Origin of the sequence: Pantoea sp. Morm, from assembly GCF_016643525.1 — a bacterium.
In the GTDB taxonomy this organism is placed as follows: domain Bacteria; phylum Pseudomonadota; class Gammaproteobacteria; order Enterobacterales; family Enterobacteriaceae; genus Pantoea; species Pantoea dispersa.
The window spans coordinates 25,437-43,334 of sequence record NZ_VOQX01000003.1 but is presented as its reverse complement, the minus strand read 5'-3'; the positions used below and the strand labels follow the sequence as shown (position 1 = coordinate 43,334).

The 17,898-nt window shown below is 57.2% G+C and carries 16 protein-coding genes; 6 read left to right on the top strand and 10 right to left on the bottom strand.

What is annotated here, in order from left to right; all coding sequences use genetic code 11:
* Positions 1 to 147 precede the first annotated feature (147 nt).
* Positions 148 to 4,038 (bottom strand): phosphoribosylformylglycinamidine synthase, encoded by a 3,891-nt coding sequence (gene purL, locus FT726_RS01760; protein ID WP_346302345.1) that lies wholly within the window; start codon positions 4,036 to 4,038, stop codon positions 148 to 150.
* A gap of 270 nt (positions 4,039 to 4,308) precedes the next feature.
* On the opposite strand from purL, the gene mltF reads away from it, so the two are divergent.
* Entirely contained in the window at positions 4,309 to 5,766 is a 1,458-nt protein-coding gene (gene mltF, locus FT726_RS01755) for a membrane-bound lytic murein transglycosylase MltF (protein ID WP_021506534.1), read from the top strand.
* On the opposite strand, the gene tadA is transcribed toward mltF, so the two are convergent.
* Complete coding sequence (gene tadA / locus FT726_RS01750) at positions 5,763 to 6,257, bottom strand: tRNA adenosine(34) deaminase TadA (protein WP_071813580.1); 495 nt, start codon at positions 6,255 to 6,257, stop codon at positions 5,763 to 5,765. The two genes, mltF and tadA, sit on opposite strands and share 4 nt — an antisense overlap.
* A gap of 57 nt (positions 6,258 to 6,314) precedes the next feature.
* Positions 6,315 to 6,953 (bottom strand): phosphatidylglycerophosphatase C, encoded by a 639-nt coding sequence (gene yfhb, locus FT726_RS01745; RefSeq protein ID WP_010618503.1) that lies wholly within the window; start codon positions 6,951 to 6,953, stop codon positions 6,315 to 6,317.
* Positions 6,954 to 7,169: 216 nt separating this feature from the next.
* Between yfhb and FT726_RS01740 the strand changes: the two genes are divergently transcribed.
* The 5 genes from FT726_RS01740 (at position 7,170) to FT726_RS01720 (ending at position 11,453) form a co-directional block, all read left to right on the top strand.
* Positions 7,170 to 8,009 (top strand): MurR/RpiR family transcriptional regulator, encoded by an 840-nt coding sequence (locus FT726_RS01740; RefSeq protein ID WP_021506531.1) that lies wholly within the window; start codon positions 7,170 to 7,172, stop codon positions 8,007 to 8,009.
* Between the two features lie 182 nt (positions 8,010 to 8,191).
* A complete protein-coding gene (locus FT726_RS01735; protein ID WP_031279382.1) occupies positions 8,192 to 8,554 on the top strand; it encodes a GtrA family protein in 363 nt (120 codons plus the stop codon).
* Positions 8,551 to 9,462: a glycosyltransferase family 2 protein gene (locus FT726_RS01730; protein ID WP_346302344.1), complete on the top strand. Its 912-nt coding sequence runs from the start codon at positions 8,551 to 8,553 to the stop codon at positions 9,460 to 9,462. The genes FT726_RS01735 and FT726_RS01730 overlap by 4 nt, the downstream gene beginning before the upstream one ends.
* Positions 9,459 to 10,880 (top strand): glucosyltransferase domain-containing protein, encoded by a 1,422-nt coding sequence (locus FT726_RS01725; RefSeq protein WP_346302343.1) that lies wholly within the window; start codon positions 9,459 to 9,461, stop codon positions 10,878 to 10,880. Before FT726_RS01730 ends, FT726_RS01725 begins: the two co-directional genes overlap by 4 nt.
* A 324-nt stretch (positions 10,881 to 11,204) precedes the next feature.
* Complete coding sequence (locus FT726_RS01720; protein WP_010617759.1) at positions 11,205 to 11,453, top strand: YfhL family 4Fe-4S dicluster ferredoxin; 249 nt, start codon at positions 11,205 to 11,207, stop codon at positions 11,451 to 11,453.
* Here the strand turns inward: FT726_RS01720 and acpS are convergent.
* The 7 genes from acpS to lepA all read right to left on the bottom strand — a co-directional run bounded on the left by acpS (position 11,450) and on the right by lepA (position 17,893).
* The gene (acpS, locus tag FT726_RS01715) at positions 11,450 to 11,830 is read right to left on the bottom strand and encodes a holo-ACP synthase (protein WP_010617758.1); all 381 of its coding nucleotides are present in this window, start codon (positions 11,828 to 11,830) and stop codon (positions 11,450 to 11,452) included. The two genes, FT726_RS01720 and acpS, sit on opposite strands and share 4 nt — an antisense overlap.
* Positions 11,830 to 12,561 carry a pyridoxine 5'-phosphate synthase gene (gene pdxJ / locus FT726_RS01710; RefSeq protein WP_021506526.1) on the bottom strand — a complete coding sequence of 244 codons (732 nt, stop codon included), beginning with the start codon at positions 12,559 to 12,561 and terminating at the stop codon, positions 11,830 to 11,832. The genes acpS and pdxJ overlap by 1 nt, the downstream gene beginning before the upstream one ends.
* A 60-nt stretch (positions 12,562 to 12,621) precedes the next feature.
* Entirely contained in the window at positions 12,622 to 13,359 is a 738-nt protein-coding gene (gene recO, locus FT726_RS01705) for a DNA repair protein RecO (RefSeq protein ID WP_058775641.1), read from the bottom strand.
* 3 nt (positions 13,360 to 13,362) lie between these two features.
* Positions 13,363 to 14,265 (bottom strand): GTPase Era, encoded by a 903-nt coding sequence (gene era / locus FT726_RS01700; RefSeq protein WP_058758278.1) that lies wholly within the window; start codon positions 14,263 to 14,265, stop codon positions 13,363 to 13,365.
* 48 nt (positions 14,266 to 14,313) lie between these two features.
* Entirely contained in the window at positions 14,314 to 14,994 is a 681-nt protein-coding gene (gene rnc / locus FT726_RS01695) for a ribonuclease III (RefSeq protein ID WP_021506523.1), read from the bottom strand.
* Between the two features lie 118 nt (positions 14,995 to 15,112).
* A complete protein-coding gene (lepB, locus tag FT726_RS01690) occupies positions 15,113 to 16,084 on the bottom strand; it encodes a signal peptidase I (RefSeq protein ID WP_021506522.1) in 972 nt (323 codons plus the stop codon).
* Between the two features lie 9 nt (positions 16,085 to 16,093).
* Complete coding sequence (lepA, locus tag FT726_RS01685; RefSeq protein WP_058758277.1) at positions 16,094 to 17,893, bottom strand: translation elongation factor 4; 1,800 nt, start codon at positions 17,891 to 17,893, stop codon at positions 16,094 to 16,096.
* Between the last annotated feature and the right edge of the window lie 5 nt (positions 17,894 to 17,898).

Genomic DNA, 17,898 nt, shown 5'->3' with positions numbered 1-17,898 from the left:
TGTCGTCATTTTCCGACATGCCACAGATGTCAGGGAATCACAGCGGATCGACAGCAGTGCCCACGCGACAAAAAATAAAAAAGGCCGCGTTGAGCGGCCTTGGCACGGTGCCCGTGAATGGGCACCGGTAAAAGACAGGATTCAGGTTTAACCCAGCTGCTTGCGTGCGTTGCGGAAAATGCGCATCCACGGGCTGTCTTCGCCCCACTCCGCCGGATGCCACGAATTGCTGACGGTGCGGAACACGCGCTCCGGATGCGGCATCATAATGGTGACGCGCCCGCTTTCGTTAGTCACGGCGGTGATGCCGTTCGGTGAGCCGTTCGGGTTTGCCGGATAGGTCTCGGTGACCTTGCCGAAGTTATCGACGAAGCGCAGCGCTACCAGCCCTTTCGCTTCCAGCTCAGCCAGATGCGCACCGTCACGTACTTCAACAAAACCTTCACCGTGCGAGACGGCAATCGGCATGCGTGAACCGACCATGCCGTCCAGCAGCAGTGACGGGCTGGCGGCCACTTCCACCAGGCTGAAGCGAGCTTCAAAGCGCTCGGACTGGTTACGCACAAAGCGTGGCCACAGCTCGCTGCCCGGAATCAGTTCACGCAGATTCGACATCATCTGGCAGCCGTTACACACGCCCAGCGCCAGCGTCTGCGGACGATGGAAGAAGTTTTCAAACTCGTCACGCACGCGGCTGTTGAACAGAATCGATTTCGCCCAGCCTTCGCCCGCACCCAGCACGTCGCCGTAGGAGAAGCCGCCACAGGCGACCAGCGCGTGGAATTCCTCAAGACCACGACGGCCCGCCAGCAGATCGCTCATGTGCACATCAACCGCGGTGAAGCCTGCGCGGTGGAAGGCAGCGGCCATCTCAACGTGCGAGTTCACGCCCTGCTCGCGCAGCACGGCAACGCGCGGACGCGCGCCGGTGGCGATCATCGGTGCCGCCACATCCTCTTCCGGACGGAAGGTCAGCTGCACGTTCAGGCCAGGATCGTTATCGTCTTTCTTCGCTTCATGTTCCTGATCGGCACAGGCCGGGTTATCGCGCAGGCGCTGCATCTGCCAGGTGGTTTCAGCCCACCAGGTACGCAGGGTGGTACGGCTTTCGCTGTACACCGCGCTGTCGCCGGAGCGGATAACAAAACGGTCGCCCGGCAGCGCTTTACCGATGACGTGAACATTGCTGCTCAGACCGTGATCGGCAAATACTTTTTCCACAGCCGCGCGGTCGGCAGCGTTAATCTGCAGTACGGCGCCCAGCTCTTCCGTAAACAGTGCTGCCAGCGCATCGCTGCCCAGCGCGGCGATATCCGCCTCAATACCGCAGTGGCCGGTGAAGGCCATCTCAGCCAGCGTGACCAGCAGACCGCCATCCGAGCGGTCGTGGTAAGCCAGCAGTTTCTGCTCGCTGACCAGCGTCTGAATTGCATTGAAGAAGCCAGCCAGCTGCGCGGCATCGCGCACGTCGGCCGGTTTGTCGCCCAGCTGGCGATACACCTGCGACAGCGCCGTAGCGCCGAGGGTGTTGGCGCCGTTGCCGAGATCCACCAGCAGCAGCAGGTTGTCGCCTTCCGGCTGCAGCTGTGGCGTTACGGTGCGACGCACATCTTCAACACGTGCAAAAGCCGTAATGACCAGCGACAGCGGCGAAGTCATTTCGCGCTGTTCAGTGCCCTGCTGCCAGCGGGTTTTCATCGACATGGAGTCTTTACCCACCGGAATGGTGATCCCCAGCGCCGGGCACAGCTCTTCGCCCACCGCTTTTACCGCGGCGTACAGGCCAGCGTCTTCGCCCGGGTGACCGGCTGCAGCCATCCAGTTTGCCGACAGCTTCACGCGCTTCAGTGAACCGATCGCGGTCGCGGCCAGGTTGGTCAGCGCTTCGCCCACCGCCAGGCGGCCGGACGCAGCGAAATCAAGCAGCGCTACCGGCGCACGTTCGCCCATGGCAAACGCTTCACCGTGGTAGCTGTCAAGGCTGGCGGTGGTCACGGCGCAGTTCGCCACCGGGATCTGCCACGGCCCGACCATCTGATCGCGCGCCACCATGCCGGTTACGCTGCGGTCACCGATGGTCACCAGGAAGGTTTTTTCCGCCACGGTTGGCAGATGCAGCACGCGGTTTACCGCATCGGCAATGGTAATGCCGTCCCGCACCAGCGCGTCACCTTTCGCCTGCTGGCTGGCCACGTCGCGCGTCATTTTTGGCGTTTTACCCAGCAGCACGTCGAGCGGCATGTCGATCGGTTTGTTATCGAAATGGCTGTCGGCAAGGTTCAGGTGCTGCTCTTCGGTCGCTTCACCAATCACCGCGTACGGCGCACGTTCGCGCTGGCACAGCTCATCGAACAGCGCCAGTTTGTCCGGCGCAACCGCCAGCACATAACGCTCCTGCGACTCGTTACACCACACTTCCAGCGGGCTCATGCCTGGCTCATCGCTAAGGATGTCGCGCAGGTTGAAGTTGCCGCCGCGGCCACCGTCGCTCACCAGCTCCGGCATGGCGTTAGACAGGCCACCGGCACCGACGTCGTGAATAAACAGAATCGGGTTGGCTTCGCCCAGCTGCCAGCAGCGGTCAATCACTTCCTGACAGCGACGCTCCATCTCCGGGTTGTCACGCTGCACCGAGGCGAAGTCGAGATCGGCATCCGACTGGCCGGACGCCATCGAGGACGCCGCGCCGCCGCCAAGGCCGATATTCATCGCCGGACCGCCCAGCACGATCAGCTTCGCGCCAACCACGATCTCACCCTTCTGCACGTGATCGGCGCGGATGTTACCAATGCCGCCGGCCAGCATGATCGGCTTGTGATAGCCGCGCAGTTCAACGCCGTTGTGGCTGTTGACCTGCTCTTCATAAGTACGGAAATAGCCGTTCAGCGCCGGGCGACCAAATTCGTTGTTAAACGCGGCGCCGCCTAACGGGCCTTCGGTCATGATATCCAGCGCGGTAACAATGCGATCCGGCTTGCCGAAATCCTCTTCCCACGGCTGTTCAAAGCCGGGAATACGCAGGTTGGAAACCGAGAAGCCGACCAGACCCGCTTTCGGCTTCGCGCCACGTCCGGTGGCACCTTCGTCACGGATTTCCCCGCCGGAACCGGTGGCGGCACCTGGCCATGGCGAAATGGCCGTCGGGTGATTGTGGGTTTCCACCTTCATCAGGATATGCGCGGCTTCCTGATGAAACTCGTATTCGCCCTGCTGCGCATCCGCGTAGAAACGCCCGACCTCAGAGCCTTCCATCACCGCGGCATTGTCTTTATATGCCGACAGGACGTGTTCCGGATGCTGCTCAAAGGTGTTTTTAATCATTTTAAACAGCGACTTCGGCTGTTTTTCGCCGTCGATAATCCAGTCGGCGTTAAAAATCTTGTGACGACAGTGCTCGGAGTTCGCCTGAGCGAACATATAGAGCTCGATGTCGTTCGGATTGCGGCCCAGTCTGGTAAAGGCATCGAGCAGGTAATCAATTTCGTCATCGGCCAGCGCCAGGCCGAGCGTGCGGTTAGCCTGTTCCAGCGCCTCGCGCCCTCCGCCCAGCACGTCTACGCTTTTCAGCGGCTGCGGCTCATGATGCGCGAACAGCTGTTCTGCCGCGCTGAGCTCCGTGAACACGGTTTCCATCATGCGGTCGTGCAGCAGGCTGGCCAGCTGCTGCCACTGCGCGTCAGTCAGCTGCGGTGCCTGTACATAGAAGGCCAGACCGCGCTCCAGGCGCAATACCTGTGGCAGGCCGCAGTTGTGGGCGATATCGGTGGCTTTCGATGACCAGGGAGAAATGGTGCCGGGACGCGGCGTCACCAGCAACAGACGCCCTTGTGGCGCATGTTCGGCGAGAGAAGGACCGTATTTCAGCAGACGCTGCAGGCGGGCTTGCTGTTCCGCGCTGAGCGGTGCGCTGACATCGGCGAAATGGACGTACTCGGCGTAAATATCACTCACCGGCAGATGAGCGTCCTGAAAGCGGGTCAGCAGTTTGTTTACACGAAATGCCGACAGAGCGGGCGAACCACGCAGAATTTCCATCATTAAAGATCTCTCGTCTTCGAAGCGCCGGGCGACGCTTCATGGGGCGCAACAGGGAAAACGGGCGGTATTATAGAGAAATGGCACGGGTTACGAAACCGTTTGCGCAGAAAAACTGAGTCTCGGGATTTGCCTGAATTTTGCGCAAATCTTGCTATATAAGTTGCCCTGTTGCGCTTTGTTGCGCAAAATGCCCCTCGCTCTGGGAGTGCAAAACAACATAAATACTGCCTTTAAAAGACAGAGGCCTGTGAGCCATTACGAGACAACTATTTGAAACGCCTGAAATTAAATTATCTGTTTATCGGTCTGATCACCGTGCTGCTTGCGCTGGCGCTGTGGCCGTCCATCCCCTGGTACGGGGGCGGAAAAGACGCGTTATCACAGATCAAATCGCGGGGAGTGTTGCGCATCAGTACCGTCAACTCGCCGCTGACTTACTACACCATCAATAATGCACCAGCCGGTATGGACTACGAGCTGGCGAAGCGTTTCGCCGATTATCTTGGCGTGAAGCTGGAAGTCACGGTGCGGCCCAACCTCGGCGACCTGTTTGACGATCTCGACGACGGCAAAGCCGACCTGCTGGCCGCCGGGCTGATCTACAACAGCGAGCGCCTTAGCCGTTATCAGAGCGGCCCGAGCTACTATTCCGTGTCGCAGCAGCTGGTGTATCGCATCGACAAGCCGCGGCCCAAAAACCTTGGTGATCTGAAAGGCCGGCTGATTGTGCAGTCCGGTTCGGCCTATCTGTCAACGTTACGTTCCGCCAAAGCGGACAGCTACCCCGATCTCGACTGGGCCATTTCCACCGATATGGGCCAGAAAGCGCTGCTGGAAGCGGTTGCCGACGGCAAGCTTGACTATACCGTGGGGGATTCGGTGACCATCGGCCTGCTGCAGCGCATCCATCCACAGCTGGCGGTGGCGTTTGATATTACCGATGAAGAGCCGGTAACCTGGTATCTGCCGCGTAACGATGACGATAGCCTGAACGCCGCCATGCTCGACTTCTACAGTCAGATGGGGGAAGAAGGCACCATGGCGCGGCTGGAAGAGAAGTATCTCGGCCACGTCGGCACCTTTGATTATGTCGATACCCGCACCTTCCTGCGGGCGATTGATAACACGCTGCCGGATATCAAGCCGCTGTTTGAGAAGTACGCGTCCAGTATCGACTGGCGCCTGCTGGCGGCGATTTCCTACCAGGAGTCGCACTGGAATCCGCAGGCGACCTCGCCCACCGGCGTGCGCGGCATGATGATGCTGACGCGCAATACCGCTGACAGCCTCGACGTGAACGATCGTCTCGATCCGGAACAGAGCATTCGCGGCGGCAGCGAATACCTGCGGCGCATGATGGAAAAAGTGCCGGAGACCATTCCGGAAGATGAACGCATCTGGTTTGCGCTGGCGGCCTACAACATGGGTTACGCGCATATGCTGGATGCACGCCGGCTGACCCTCAAACAGGGTGGCAATCCGGACAGCTGGGCCGACGTTAAGCTGCGCCTGCCGATGCTGAGCCAGAAGCGCTATTACGCGCAGACCACTTATGGCTATGCGCGCGGCCACGAAGCTTATAACTACGTTGAGAACATCCGTAAGTATCAGATCAGCCTGGTAGGCTATCTGCAGGAGCAGGAGAAACGGCTGGCGCAGCAGTCGGCGCTGGAAGCGGAACTCGGTGCCGGTTATCCGGCTGTCGAACCGAAGATTGCGATGAACTAATCGGCGCGCAGCGCCTGCCGCTGCGCACGTTTCTGTTCCCGCCGCATGCGGAAAAAGTCGCTCAGCAGCGTGGCGCACTCCTCGGCCAGCACGCCATGCGCAATCTCAATCTGATGATTCATGCCCGGATGGCCGATCACATCCAGTAGCGAACCGGCAGCACCGGTTTTCTCATCCTTCGCGCCATAGACCAGACGGGTAATCCGGCTGTGCACCATGGCACCGGCACACATCACGCACGGCTCCAGCGTTACGTATAAGGTGGTGTCGAGCAGCCGGTAGTTATCAATCACTTTTCCGCCCTGACGCAGCGCCATAATCTCGGCATGCGCGGTGGGATCGCACTGGCTAATCGGCCGGTTCCAGCCCTCGCCAATCACTCTGTCGCCCTGCACCAGCACCGCACCGACCGGCACTTCGCCCTGCTCCCACGCACGCCGCGCCAGTTCAAGCGCGTGGCGCATCCAGTATTCATCAGTTTGTGGGTTCAACGGGCAACTCCTGCGGATTAACAAGGCGGCGCATTATAGACGGAATCCAGCTGCGATTCACTCCAGCTGTTGCAGTTCACCGCGCGGCGTCACGCGCCAGCGGTGCTGGCAGAAAAACAGCAGCGGGTTATCCTGCTTGCTGTCGCTGTAGCCGCTGTACAGCTGCAGCGGCGTACCGATTTTCTCCTCGAGCTGCGCCACTTTTTCATGGCCGAGACAGCGCATGGCTAATACCCGGCCGCCACGGCCCGGTTTCATCTGGCTGGCGATCAGCTTCACGCGCGGCAGAAACGCGGAATCAAAATAGACCTGCTCCACCAGTGACTGCGGCGAGCCGGTAATCAGCCAGACATCGGCGTCTTCACTGCTGAGGTAGTCAGTCAGCCGCTGCTGCACCACCGGAAACGCGGTAACGCGCTCGCGAAACCAGCGGGCAAATTCGGCCTCACGCTGGCGCAGCGTGGCCTCACGATGGCCAAAGGTGATAGCCCACAGCAGCAGGCTCATCGGCCAGCGCGCGGCGCGGCCCTTTATCAGCATACCCATGCCGATGACCGGCAGCAGCGGCACCACCAGCACCAGATTGAGCGGCTGGCGGCGCAGCAGATAACGCATAAATGTGCCAAACATGTCCTGCTGATGCAGCGTGCCGTCCAGGTCAAAAAATACTACGCGGCGATGCGAACCCTTTGTCAAACCCGACTCCTTTTTCTAAACGCGGCGATACCTGCTCTACAGTGTAGCCAGCATCGCGCGCCGGGGCGAAAGCTGTCATTTTTAATTCCAGTGGCTACAATGCCATTTGAATAGTTTATTCTCTGCGTCGGCGCGATGTCATCTGACATTCCTGGCCAGACATTTCCTTCCGCGAGCGGCTAAGCTGTGTGCGGGACTATGGATTAAGGATCGGACATGAGTTCATTGCTGCGAATTCGCCAGCTCTACCCACGCCTGGCGCTGAACGAGCGTCGGCTGGCGGATTTTTTGCTGTCGCAGCCTGATCGGGCACGGCATCTGAGTTCACAAAAACTGGCGGAAGAGTCAGGCGTCAGCCAGTCGAGCGTGGTGAAGTTCGCCCAGAAACTGGGTTACAAAGGCTTTCCGGCGCTGAAGCTGGCGCTGAGTGAGTCGCTGGCCGACCGCGATGCCATCACCGTGCACAACCACATTCTGAGTGACGATCCGCTTAAAGTTGTCGGCGAAAAGCTGCTGACGGAAAAAATTTCGGCGATTCGCGCCACGCTGGATATCAACAGCGAAGAGAAACTCACGGAAACGCTGCAGCTGCTGAAAAACGCCAACCGCATTCTGCTGGTCGGCATTGGCGCTTCCGGGCTGGTGGCGAAAGATTTTTCGTGGAAGCTGATGAAGATTGGCATCAACGCCGTCGCCGAGCAGGACATGCACGCGCTGCTGGCCAGCGTTCAGGCGATGGCACCCGGCGATGTGCTGCTGGCAATCTCCTACACCGGCGAACGTCGCGAGATCAACCTCGCGGCGCAGGAAGCGGCGGCGATTGGCGCCGATGTGCTGGCGTTTACCGGCTTTACCCCGAATTCGCTGCAGCAGTGCGCCACGGTCTGTCTGTATACCGTCGCCGAGGAGCAGAGCACGCGCAGTGCGGCCATCTCCTCCACCAGCGCCCAGCTGGCGCTGACCGATCTGCTGTTTATGGCGCTGGTGCAGAACGATCCGGAACGCGCCTCCAGCCATATTCGTCACAGCGAGGAGCTGGTGAAAAAGCTGGTCTGATTGCCCCATGCTCAGGATATTCCCCACCCTGCCTTAGTCCGAAATTGATCATCGGGCGGGGCAATGGTTTTGTTGCCTGTCGCTATCCTTGTTTTGGCCCGATTAAACGCATTTTCAGCATCGGGCTTGCAGGATAATTTCCGATGTATATGATCAGGGCAAATTTACTCATCTCTCTCGTCATGCTGAAACTTATTTCCCGTTATGCAGGAATTGGCGTTATCAACACCGCGATTCACTGGACGGTGTTTGCGCTTATTCTCAAGCTGTTCGAGTCCGGCCAGGCTATGGCAAACTTTGGTGCATTCTGCGTTGCGGTGACGTTTTCTTTTTTTGCTAATGCCCGCTGGACCTTCTCTTCTGCAGCCACGCCCTTGCGTTACCTGCTTTATGTCAGCTTTATGGGAGGCATGGCGGCGCTGGTTGGCTGGATGGCCGACGCCTGCACGCTTTCCCCGGTGATTACCCTGATACTCTTTTCCTTTATTAGCCTGGGTTGCGGCTTCATCTACTCTAATTACATCGTTTTCAGGGAAGTAAAATGAAATTGTCTCTCGTCGTGCCCGTCTTCAATGAAGAGGAAACCATTCCACTCTTTTATCAGGCGGTTCGTCATGAATTAGCCGGCTATCAGGTGGAAATTGTTTTTATCAATGACGGCAGTAGCGATGGCAGCGAAAACATCATCAATGCCCTGGCCATCTCGGATCCGCTGGTCATTGCGCTGTCATTCACCCGCAATTTCGGCAAAGAGCCCGCGTTGTTTGCCGGACTGGAGCATGCCACCGGTGACGCGGTTATCCCGATTGATGTTGATCTGCAGGATCCCATCGCCGTTATCCATCAACTGGTTGAACGCTGGCAAGCGGGTGCCGATGTGGTTCTGGCTAAACGGAAAGATCGCAGCGCCGATGGGCATGTCAAACGTAAAACAGCCGAGTGGTTTTATCACTTCCACAACCAAATCAGCTCGCCGAAAATAGAGGAAAACGTTGGCGATTTTCGTCTGCTATCGCGCGAGACGGTAGAACAGATAAAAAGCCTGCCGGAAAGAAATCTGTTCATGAAGGGCATTTTATCCTGGGTTGGCGGTAAAACAGCGATTGTGGAATATGATCGGGCTGAACGCGTCACAGGGATGTCGAAATTTAATGGCTGGAAATTATGGAATCTGGCATTAGAAGGATTAACCAGTTTTTCAACCTTCCCCTTGCGCATCTGGAGTTACATCGGCGGTAGCGTCGCGTTACTCTCCTTTCTTTATGGATTCTGGATGATCATCGATAAACTGCTCTGGGGCAATCCGGTGGCGGGTTACCCTTCGTTGCTGGTTTCCATTCTGTTTTTGGGTGGAGTGCAACTTATCGGCATCGGTGTTCTGGGCGAATATATTGGCCGAATCTACATTGAGTCCAAACAAAGACCACGCTACGTGATTAAGAGCAGGAAATGAAAAAAACAGTTTTTGAGCGTCATCCCTCCACCATGTATCTGATACTTGCCGTCGCTTTACTCATCGGTTATAGCCCGGTTTATTTATCAACATACGGATTTTCCGACGACTGGTTCTATTTATACGCATCCACTACCGATGCATTCAGTATTTTCAAATGGGATATCTTATCGGGCCGACCTTTTTATGGTGCTATCCGTTACTTCTTCGCTTTCCTGATCGATGACGTGCAGGATTTGACCTGGCTTCGTGTACTCTCATTATTAAGCCTGATTTTACTGGGCGGTTACATCATCCGTTTCCTTGAGCGTCGCAGCATTTTCGCCAGCGCGGTCCAGCGTCTGACGTTTGCCACGTTGATTTGTTTGCTGCCCTCATTTCAGGTTTTTGTCGGCTGGACAGTCTGCTTTCCTTATGTCCTGTCCGTGCTGCTGGCGGGCATCAGTTATTCAACGCTGGCGGAAAACAAAGGCCTGGGCCGGGTGCTACTGTCAGCTATTTGCCTGACGCTTTCCTTTGCGATTTACCAACCCGCAGCCATGAGCTTCTTATTCTTTGCCCTGCTCGATCTGGGCATGACCCGGAATAATTATCAGCGCAGCGCGGTGATCAAGCTGATGTTGATGCTGGGATTTGGCATGGTGATGGCACTGGTACTGGCGAAAGTTCTGCCGCTCGTGCTGTTCAATGAAGTACTGGCCAGAACCAATATCACCTTAGCGCCGCTGAAAAAAATCACCTGGTTTATCGCTGAGCCGCTCAGAAATGCGCTGTGCAACTTTGATACCGGGCGCTCGATTGTCAGTATTATCATCTCCTGCTCACTGAGCATCGTGGGCATTGTGAAGGCACCCGATTTCAAACCGCGTAAAGCTTTTCTGTTCCTGTTTTTCCTGCTGGCGGCGGGCATTCCTAATCTTTTGGTGAGTGAGGACTGGGCAGCCTATCGCACGGTTATCGCGCTGTCGTTAATCACTACCTCAGCCTTCATTGCTGGCTTATTCGTGATCTTTAATAAGCTGAAGATAACTACTTCTGCCAGTATCGTTTGCCTCGTCATTGCGGTGCTCTCATGCATGCTGAATATTCAGAAGGGCTTTTCTACGCCTCAGCAGCGCGAGTATCAGTTGTTAAGCAGCGCAATCATAGAGAACGTGCCTGCAGAATACTCTGGCCAGCTTTATTATCGTATCGATAGCGACAACTTACCTGCTGTCGCAAAATCCAAAAAATACGATGAGTTCGGTTCGCTTTCGCTGGGTATGCCATGGTCCTTTGCCGGTATGGCCGACGCGATTAAAAAAGAGCACGCGATGAAGTTTTCCTTGCCAAAGGTGCCCGTTATCTACGGCAGCGATCAATGTCCAGGTGATTGTATGACGCTGGATGCCACCCACGTGCTGGCACCGGTAAAATAAAGGCCAGCGCCGCCACTATTTCGCTTACCACGCAACGGCTCTGCTTACCGTTGCGTGGTTTTCTGGCTATGGCGCGACATCAGATCGGCTGGTCGCAGCCACGTCGCCACGTTCTGCTGGCGGCCGAATACTACGCTAAGTCATTTTTTGAACGCCACCCGGCGTGATAATATGCGTGCCGCTCAGGGGATCGCCCCGCTGGTGTACGCCTGCATCGATTGAAAAATCACACTGCAAAGCGCTATTTCAGCAGGCGTTTTGCGCCGGAGAGCGGAACTAACCATGAAACATGCAATGAAAACAAGCAACTGATGAGCTTATGCAATGGCACTGATAATTACTGAGCGCTGCATTAACTGCGACATGTGCGAGCCTGAGTGCCCGAACCAGGCGATCAGCATGGGTGAATCGATCTATCAGATCGACGCTGACCGCTGCACTGAGTGCGTGGGTCATTATGATGAGCCGACCTGTCAGAGCGTCTGCCCGATTGATAACACTATTCTTTCAGACCCACAGCACGTGGAAAGTCGCGACGCGCTGTGGGAGAAGTTTGTGCTGCTGCACGCTTAATCTTCGATAATCACCGTGGCGCAGGCATAGTGGCGCTCGTCGGCCAGCGTGACGTGCACATGCTGCACGCCCAGCTGGCTGGCAATCACTTTGGCCTGTTCAAAGAAGCGCAGGCCAGGCTTCCCCAGCGCATCGTTGTACACTTCAAACTGATTAAACGCTAAGCCGCCGCGAATGCCGGTGCCGAAGGCTTTTGCCGCCGCCTCTTTCACCGCAAAACGTTTGGCGAGGAAGCGCACCGGCTGCTGATGCGCCTGATACTGCTGCCACTCAGCTTCGCTCAGCACGCGGCGCGCCAGGCGATCGCCAGAGCGTTCAATTACGCCGGCGATACGCTCGATCTCGACGATATCGCTGCCCAGCCCCAGAATGGCCATTAGCGGCGCGCTTCCCGCATCAGCGCTTTCATGTCGCTAACCGCCGCTGCGAGACCGCTGAACAGCGCACGACCGATAATCGCGTGACCAATGTTCAGCTCATGCATTTCCGGCAGCGCAGCAATCGGCTGAACGTTGTGATACGTCAGACCGTGGCCAGCATTGACCTTCAGGCCGCGGCTGGCGGCAAAGGTCGCAGCGCTGGCGATACGCGCCAGTTCGGCATCGCGCGCCAGCCCTTCCGCTGCTTCAGCATAGGCGCCAGTGTGGATTTCAATGTAAGGCGCACCGCTGGCGACCGCCGCTTCAATCTGGCGCTGATCGGCATCAATAAATAGCGACACCAGAATGCCCGCCTCGCTCAGCTGTTTGACTGCCGCGTTGACTTTATCCTGCTGACCGGCCACATCAAGGCCGCCTTCCGTGGTCACTTCCTGGCGCTTTTCCGGCACCAGGCAGACAAAATGCGGTTTGATGTCGCAGGCGATGCCGACCATTTCGTCGGTGACCGCCATCTCAAGATTCATGCGGGTATGGATGGTATCGCGCAGGATCCGCACGTCGCGATCGGTGATGTGACGGCGATCTTCACGCAGATGTACGGTAATGCCGTCTGCGCCCGCCTGCTCCGCGACAAACGCGGCCTGTACCGGATCGGGATAGTTTGTGCCACGCGCGTTACGTACGGTGGCGATGTGATCGATGTTGACCCCTAACAGCAACTCAGCCATGACAATCCTTAAATGTGTTCAGTATGTTTGCAGTGTAACGCGCGGAGCCTGTCAGGTGCATCACCCGCGCTCGTCGTTTGCCACGTTCGGTCGTTTTTTCGGCACAAACTGACGGAACAGCTCCTGACTCTTCAGCGGCTTACCGCCCAGATAAGGTTTCAGCGCCATGCGCGTGAAGCGTTTGGCGGCACGCAGCGTGTCGGCGTCGGGAAATTCGCGCTCCCACAGCGCGCGCAGCTGGCGGCCGGTGAAACTGCGCTGATTGACCACCAGACTGGCGATAAAACCTTTCTCTTCGCGATAGCTGTAGGTCATGCTGTCGTCGACCGCCTCGCCGCTGCCGGCGCAGTGCAGAAAGTCGACGCCGTAGCCCAGATGCCCCAGCAGTGCAAGCTCAAAACGGCGCAGCGCTGGCTCGGGCGAACCGTTGGCCGCCGCCAGCGTCTGGATACATGAGAGATAATCGAAGAACAGTTCGGAGAAGGGAATTTCCTGCTCCAGCACCCGCGACAGCAGCTCGTTAACATACAGGCCACAGTAGAGCGTGATGCCGCTGAGCGGCAGCGCCAGCGACACCGCTTCGGCGTTACGCAGGGTTTTGACTTCGCCACGGCCGCCCCAGCGCACCAGTAGCGGTGTAAAGGGTTGCAGTGCGCCTTTAAGCTGGGAACGGCGCGAGCGTGCGCCCTTGGCAAGGACGCGGACGCGTCCCTGACTTTCGCTGAACAGATCGAGCAGCAGGCTGGTTTCGCTGTAAGGGCGACTATGCAGCACAAAGGCGCGTTGCCAGCCTTCCATCAATTAGTCGTCTGTATAACCCAGGCTGCGCAGCGCACGTTCGTCGTCCGCCCAGCCCGATTTCACTTTAACCCACAGCTCGAGATGGACTTTCGCCTCGAACATCTCTTCCATGTCTTTACGCGCTTCGATACCGATGGTTTTGATTTTGGCACCTTTGTTGCCAATCACCATCTTCTTCTGCCCTTCGCGCTCGACCAGAATCAAACCGTTGATGTCATAGCCGCCGCGCTCGTTAGAGACGAACTGCTCAATCTCCACGGTAACCGAATACGGTAACTCGGCGCCGAGGAAGCGCATCAGTTTTTCACGGATGATTTCTGAAGCCATGAAACGCTGCGAGCGATCGGTGATGTAGTCTTCCGGGAAGTGGTGATCCGACAGCGGCAGGCGCTTGCGGGCGATCTCCGCAATGGCATCCACGTTTTTACCGGTTTCGGCGGAGATCGGCACGATCTCGAGGAAGTTCATCTGCTGGCTGAGGAACTGCAGGTGCGGCAGCAGGATGCTTTTATCCTGGATGTTGTCGACTTTGTTTACCGCCAGCACCACCGGCACTTTGCCGTCACGCAGCTTGTTCAGCACCATCTCATCGTCAGGCGTCCAGCGCGTGCCTTCCACCACAAAAATTACCAGCTCAACGTCACCGATGGAGCTGCTGGCAGCACGGTTCATCAGGCGGTTGATCGCCCGCTTCTCTTCCATATGCAGGCCGGGTGTATCCACGTAGATCGCCTGATAAGCGCCTTCGGTATGAATACCCATGATGCGGTGGCGCGTGGTTTGCGGCTTGCGCGAGGTGATCGACACCTTCTGCCCCAGCAGCTGGTTCAGTAAGGTGGATTTGCCGACGTTAGGCCGGCCGACAATCGCGATAAAGCCGCTGTATGTTTCGAGTTCGCTCATTCGGGTCCTGATTGGGCAGCCTCACTGCTGAGGCTGCGAAATGACAATTTATTCGAGGCCGAGCTTGATTAACGCCTGTTCGGCGGCGGCCTGCTCTGCTTTACGGCGGCTGGAGCCCACGCCCACCACCGGTTCAGCCATCCCACTCACCTGACAGTGAATGGTAAATTCCTGATCGTGCGCTTCGCCACGTACCTGTACCACCAGATAAGACGGCAGCGGCAGATGACGGCCCTGCAGATACTCCTGCAGGCGCGTTTTCGGATCTTTTTGCTTATCGCCCGGGCTGATCTGCTCAAGGCGATTCTGATACCAGTCGAGAATCAGCTTCTCGACCGTCTGAATGTTGCTGTCGAGGAAGATGCCGCCGATCAGCGCCTCTACGGTATCCGCGAGGATGGATTCCCGGCGGAACCCGCCGCTTTTCAGCTCGCCCGGCCCAAGACGCAGACATTCGCCCAGCTCAAACTCGCGCGCCATTTCGGCCAGCGTGTTGCCGCGTACCAGCGTGGCACGCATGCGGCTCATGTCGCCTTCGTCCACGCGCGGGAAGCGGTGATACAGCGCGTTGGCAATCACATAGCTGAGGATAGAATCGCCAAGAAATTCAAGACGCTCGTTATGTTTGCTGCTGGCGCTGCGGTGAGTCAGAGCCTGCTGCAGTAATTCCGGATGAGTAAAAGTGTAGCCCAGTTTGCGCTGCAGCTTGTTAATGAGGATGGGGTTCATGCGATTCCAGTTGTTCTGTGCGTCTGTGACTCTGCATACCAAACAGGGCTGAAGGTCCAGCACGTTCTGTTTGGTGTGCAGTGGCTCCCTGACTCGCAGGAAGCCAGCCGTTTTTAAATCAGTGAATACCGCCAATGCGACTCAGTCGCACGCCGGTCGGCCACTGTCCTTCCTGTTTCTCAAAGCTCATCCAGATAGCAACCGCTTTGCCGACCAGATTCTTCTCGGGCACAAAGCCCCAGTAGCGGCTGTCGGCGCTGTTATCACGGTTATCGCCCATCATGAAGTATTGCCCCTGCGGCACAATCCACGTGGCCTGCGGCTGACCCGGCTGCTGATAATACATGCTCGCCTGGCTCTGCGCTTCGTTCACCAGCAGGATATCGTGCGTGACGTTGCCCAGCGTCTCTTTGCGCGTGCCAAGACGCAGGCCGCCACGCAGCGTTTCGCCCTGCGGCACCTGGTAGAAACCGTTGCCGGTTTCGTTACCATCAAAGCCGCTGAAGGTCTGGATGAAATCGCTTGGCTCAATGTTGGTATAGGTCACCGGCAGCGCCGTGTCACACTTGCCCGTGCCGCAGCCTGGGTTGATGGTCAGCGTTTTGCTGTAAGGATCAAACACCACTTTGTCGCCCGGCAGACCGATCACGCGCTTGATGTAATCCACGCTCGGATCCTTCGGGTATTTGAACACCGCGACATCTCCGCGCTGCGGATGGCCGGTCGGGATCAGCGTGGTTTGCGTGATCGGATCTTTGATGCCGTAAGCAAATTTCTCCACCAGGATGAAGTCGCCAATCAGCAGCGTCGGCATCATCGAGCCAGAAGGGATCTGAAACGGTTCGAAGATAAACGAGCGCACGATCAGTACCACCGCCAGCACCGGGAACACCGACGCTGCGGTTTCAACCCAGCCCGGCTGCGCGGCCACTTTGGCCAGCGTTTTGCTGTCGAGCGAATTACCTGCCTGAGCCTGTGCCGCCGCCTGCTTTGCCCGGCGCGCCGGGGCCCACTTAAAGCGATCGATACACCAGATGATGCCGGTTAACAGAGTGGCAATCACCAGAATCAGGGCGAACATATTAGCCATTAAAGTTCCTTATTTGCTGTCTTTACCGACATGCAGAATGGCAAGGAATGCTTCCTGCGGCAGCTCAACGTTGCCGACCTGCTTCATTCGCTTCTTACCTTCTTTCTGCTTCTGCAACAGCTTTTTCTTACGGCTGACGTCACCGCCATAGCATTTCGCCAGGACGTTTTTACGCAGCTGCTTCACTGTTGAGCGAGCGATAATGTGGTTGCCGATTGCAGCCTGAATCGCAATATCGAACTGCTGGCGCGGGATCAGATCTTTCATCTTCTCCACCAGCTCGCGGCCACGATACTGTGAGTTATCACGGTGCGTAATCAGCGCCAGCGCATCAACGCGTTCTGAGTTAATCAGGACGTCGACGCGCACCATGTCAGAGGTCTGGAAACGTTTGAAGTTATAGTCCAGCGACGCATAGCCGCGCGACGTTGATTTCAGACGGTCGAAGAAGTCGAGTACCACTTCTGCCATCGGAATCTCATAGGTCAGCGCAACCTGTTTGCCGTGGTAAACCATGTTAGTCTGCACACCGCGTTTTTCGATACACAGCGTAATGACGTTGCCCAGAAACTCCTGCGGCAGCAGCATATGACACTCAGCGATCGGTTCGCGCAGTTCAGCAATATTATTCAGCGGCGGCAGCTTCGATGGGCTGTCGACGTACACCACTTCTCCGTCAGTGGTTTCCACTTCGTACACAACCGTTGGCGCGGTGGTGATCAGGTCGAGATCGTATTCACGCTCCAGACGCTCCTGGATGATCTCCATGTGCAGCAGGCCGAGGAAGCCACAGCGGAAGCCAAAGCCCAGCGCGGTGGAGCTCTCTGGCTCATAGAACAGTGAGGCGTCGTTCAGGCTCAGCTTGCCTAAGGCATCACGGAAAGCTTCGTAGTCGTCAGAGCTCACCGGGAACAGACCGGCATACACCTGTGGCTTCACTTTTTTGAAGCCCGGCAGCGCTTTATCCGCTGGATTGCGCTGCAGCGTCAGGGTATCGCCCACCGGCGCGCCGAGGATGTCTTTGATGGCGCACACCAGCCAGCCTACCTCGCCACACTTCAGCTCGGTACGGTCAATTTGTTTTGGCGTGAAAATGCCGAGACGGTCAGCGTTGTACACCTGGCCGGTACTCATTACCTTCACTTTGTCACCTTTGCGCAGCGTGCCGTTCTTAATACGGATCAGCGACACCACACCGAGGTAGTTATCAAACCAGGAATCGATGATCAGCGCCTGCAGCGGGCCTTCCGCATCACCTTCCGGCGGCGGAATATCCCGCACCAGACGTTCCAGCACATCCGGTACGCCGACGCCGGTTTTCGCCGAGCAACGCACCGCATCCGCGGCGTCAATGCCGACGATATCTTCAATCTCTTCCGCCACGCGCTCCGGGTCGGCCGCAGGCAGGTCGATCTTGTTCAGTACCGGTACCACTTCCAGATCCATTTCCATGGCGGTGTAGCAGTTCGCCAGGGTCTGCGCTTCAACGCCCTGACCTGCATCAACCACCAGCAATGCCCCTTCACAGGCCGCCAGCGAGCGGGAAACTTCATAAGAGAAGTCAACATGGCCTGGGGTGTCGATAAAATTGAGCTGGTAAGTTTCACCGTTTGGCGCGTGGTAATCGAGCGTAACGCTCTGCGCTTTAATGGTGATGCCGCGCTCGCGCTCCAGATCCATCGAATCCAGAACCTGCGCCGCCATCTCACGATCGCTCAGGCCACCGCAAATCTGAATCAAACGGTCAGAGAGCGTTGATTTGCCATGGTCAATGTGAGCGATAATGGAGAAATTTCGTATGTGCTTCATTTATA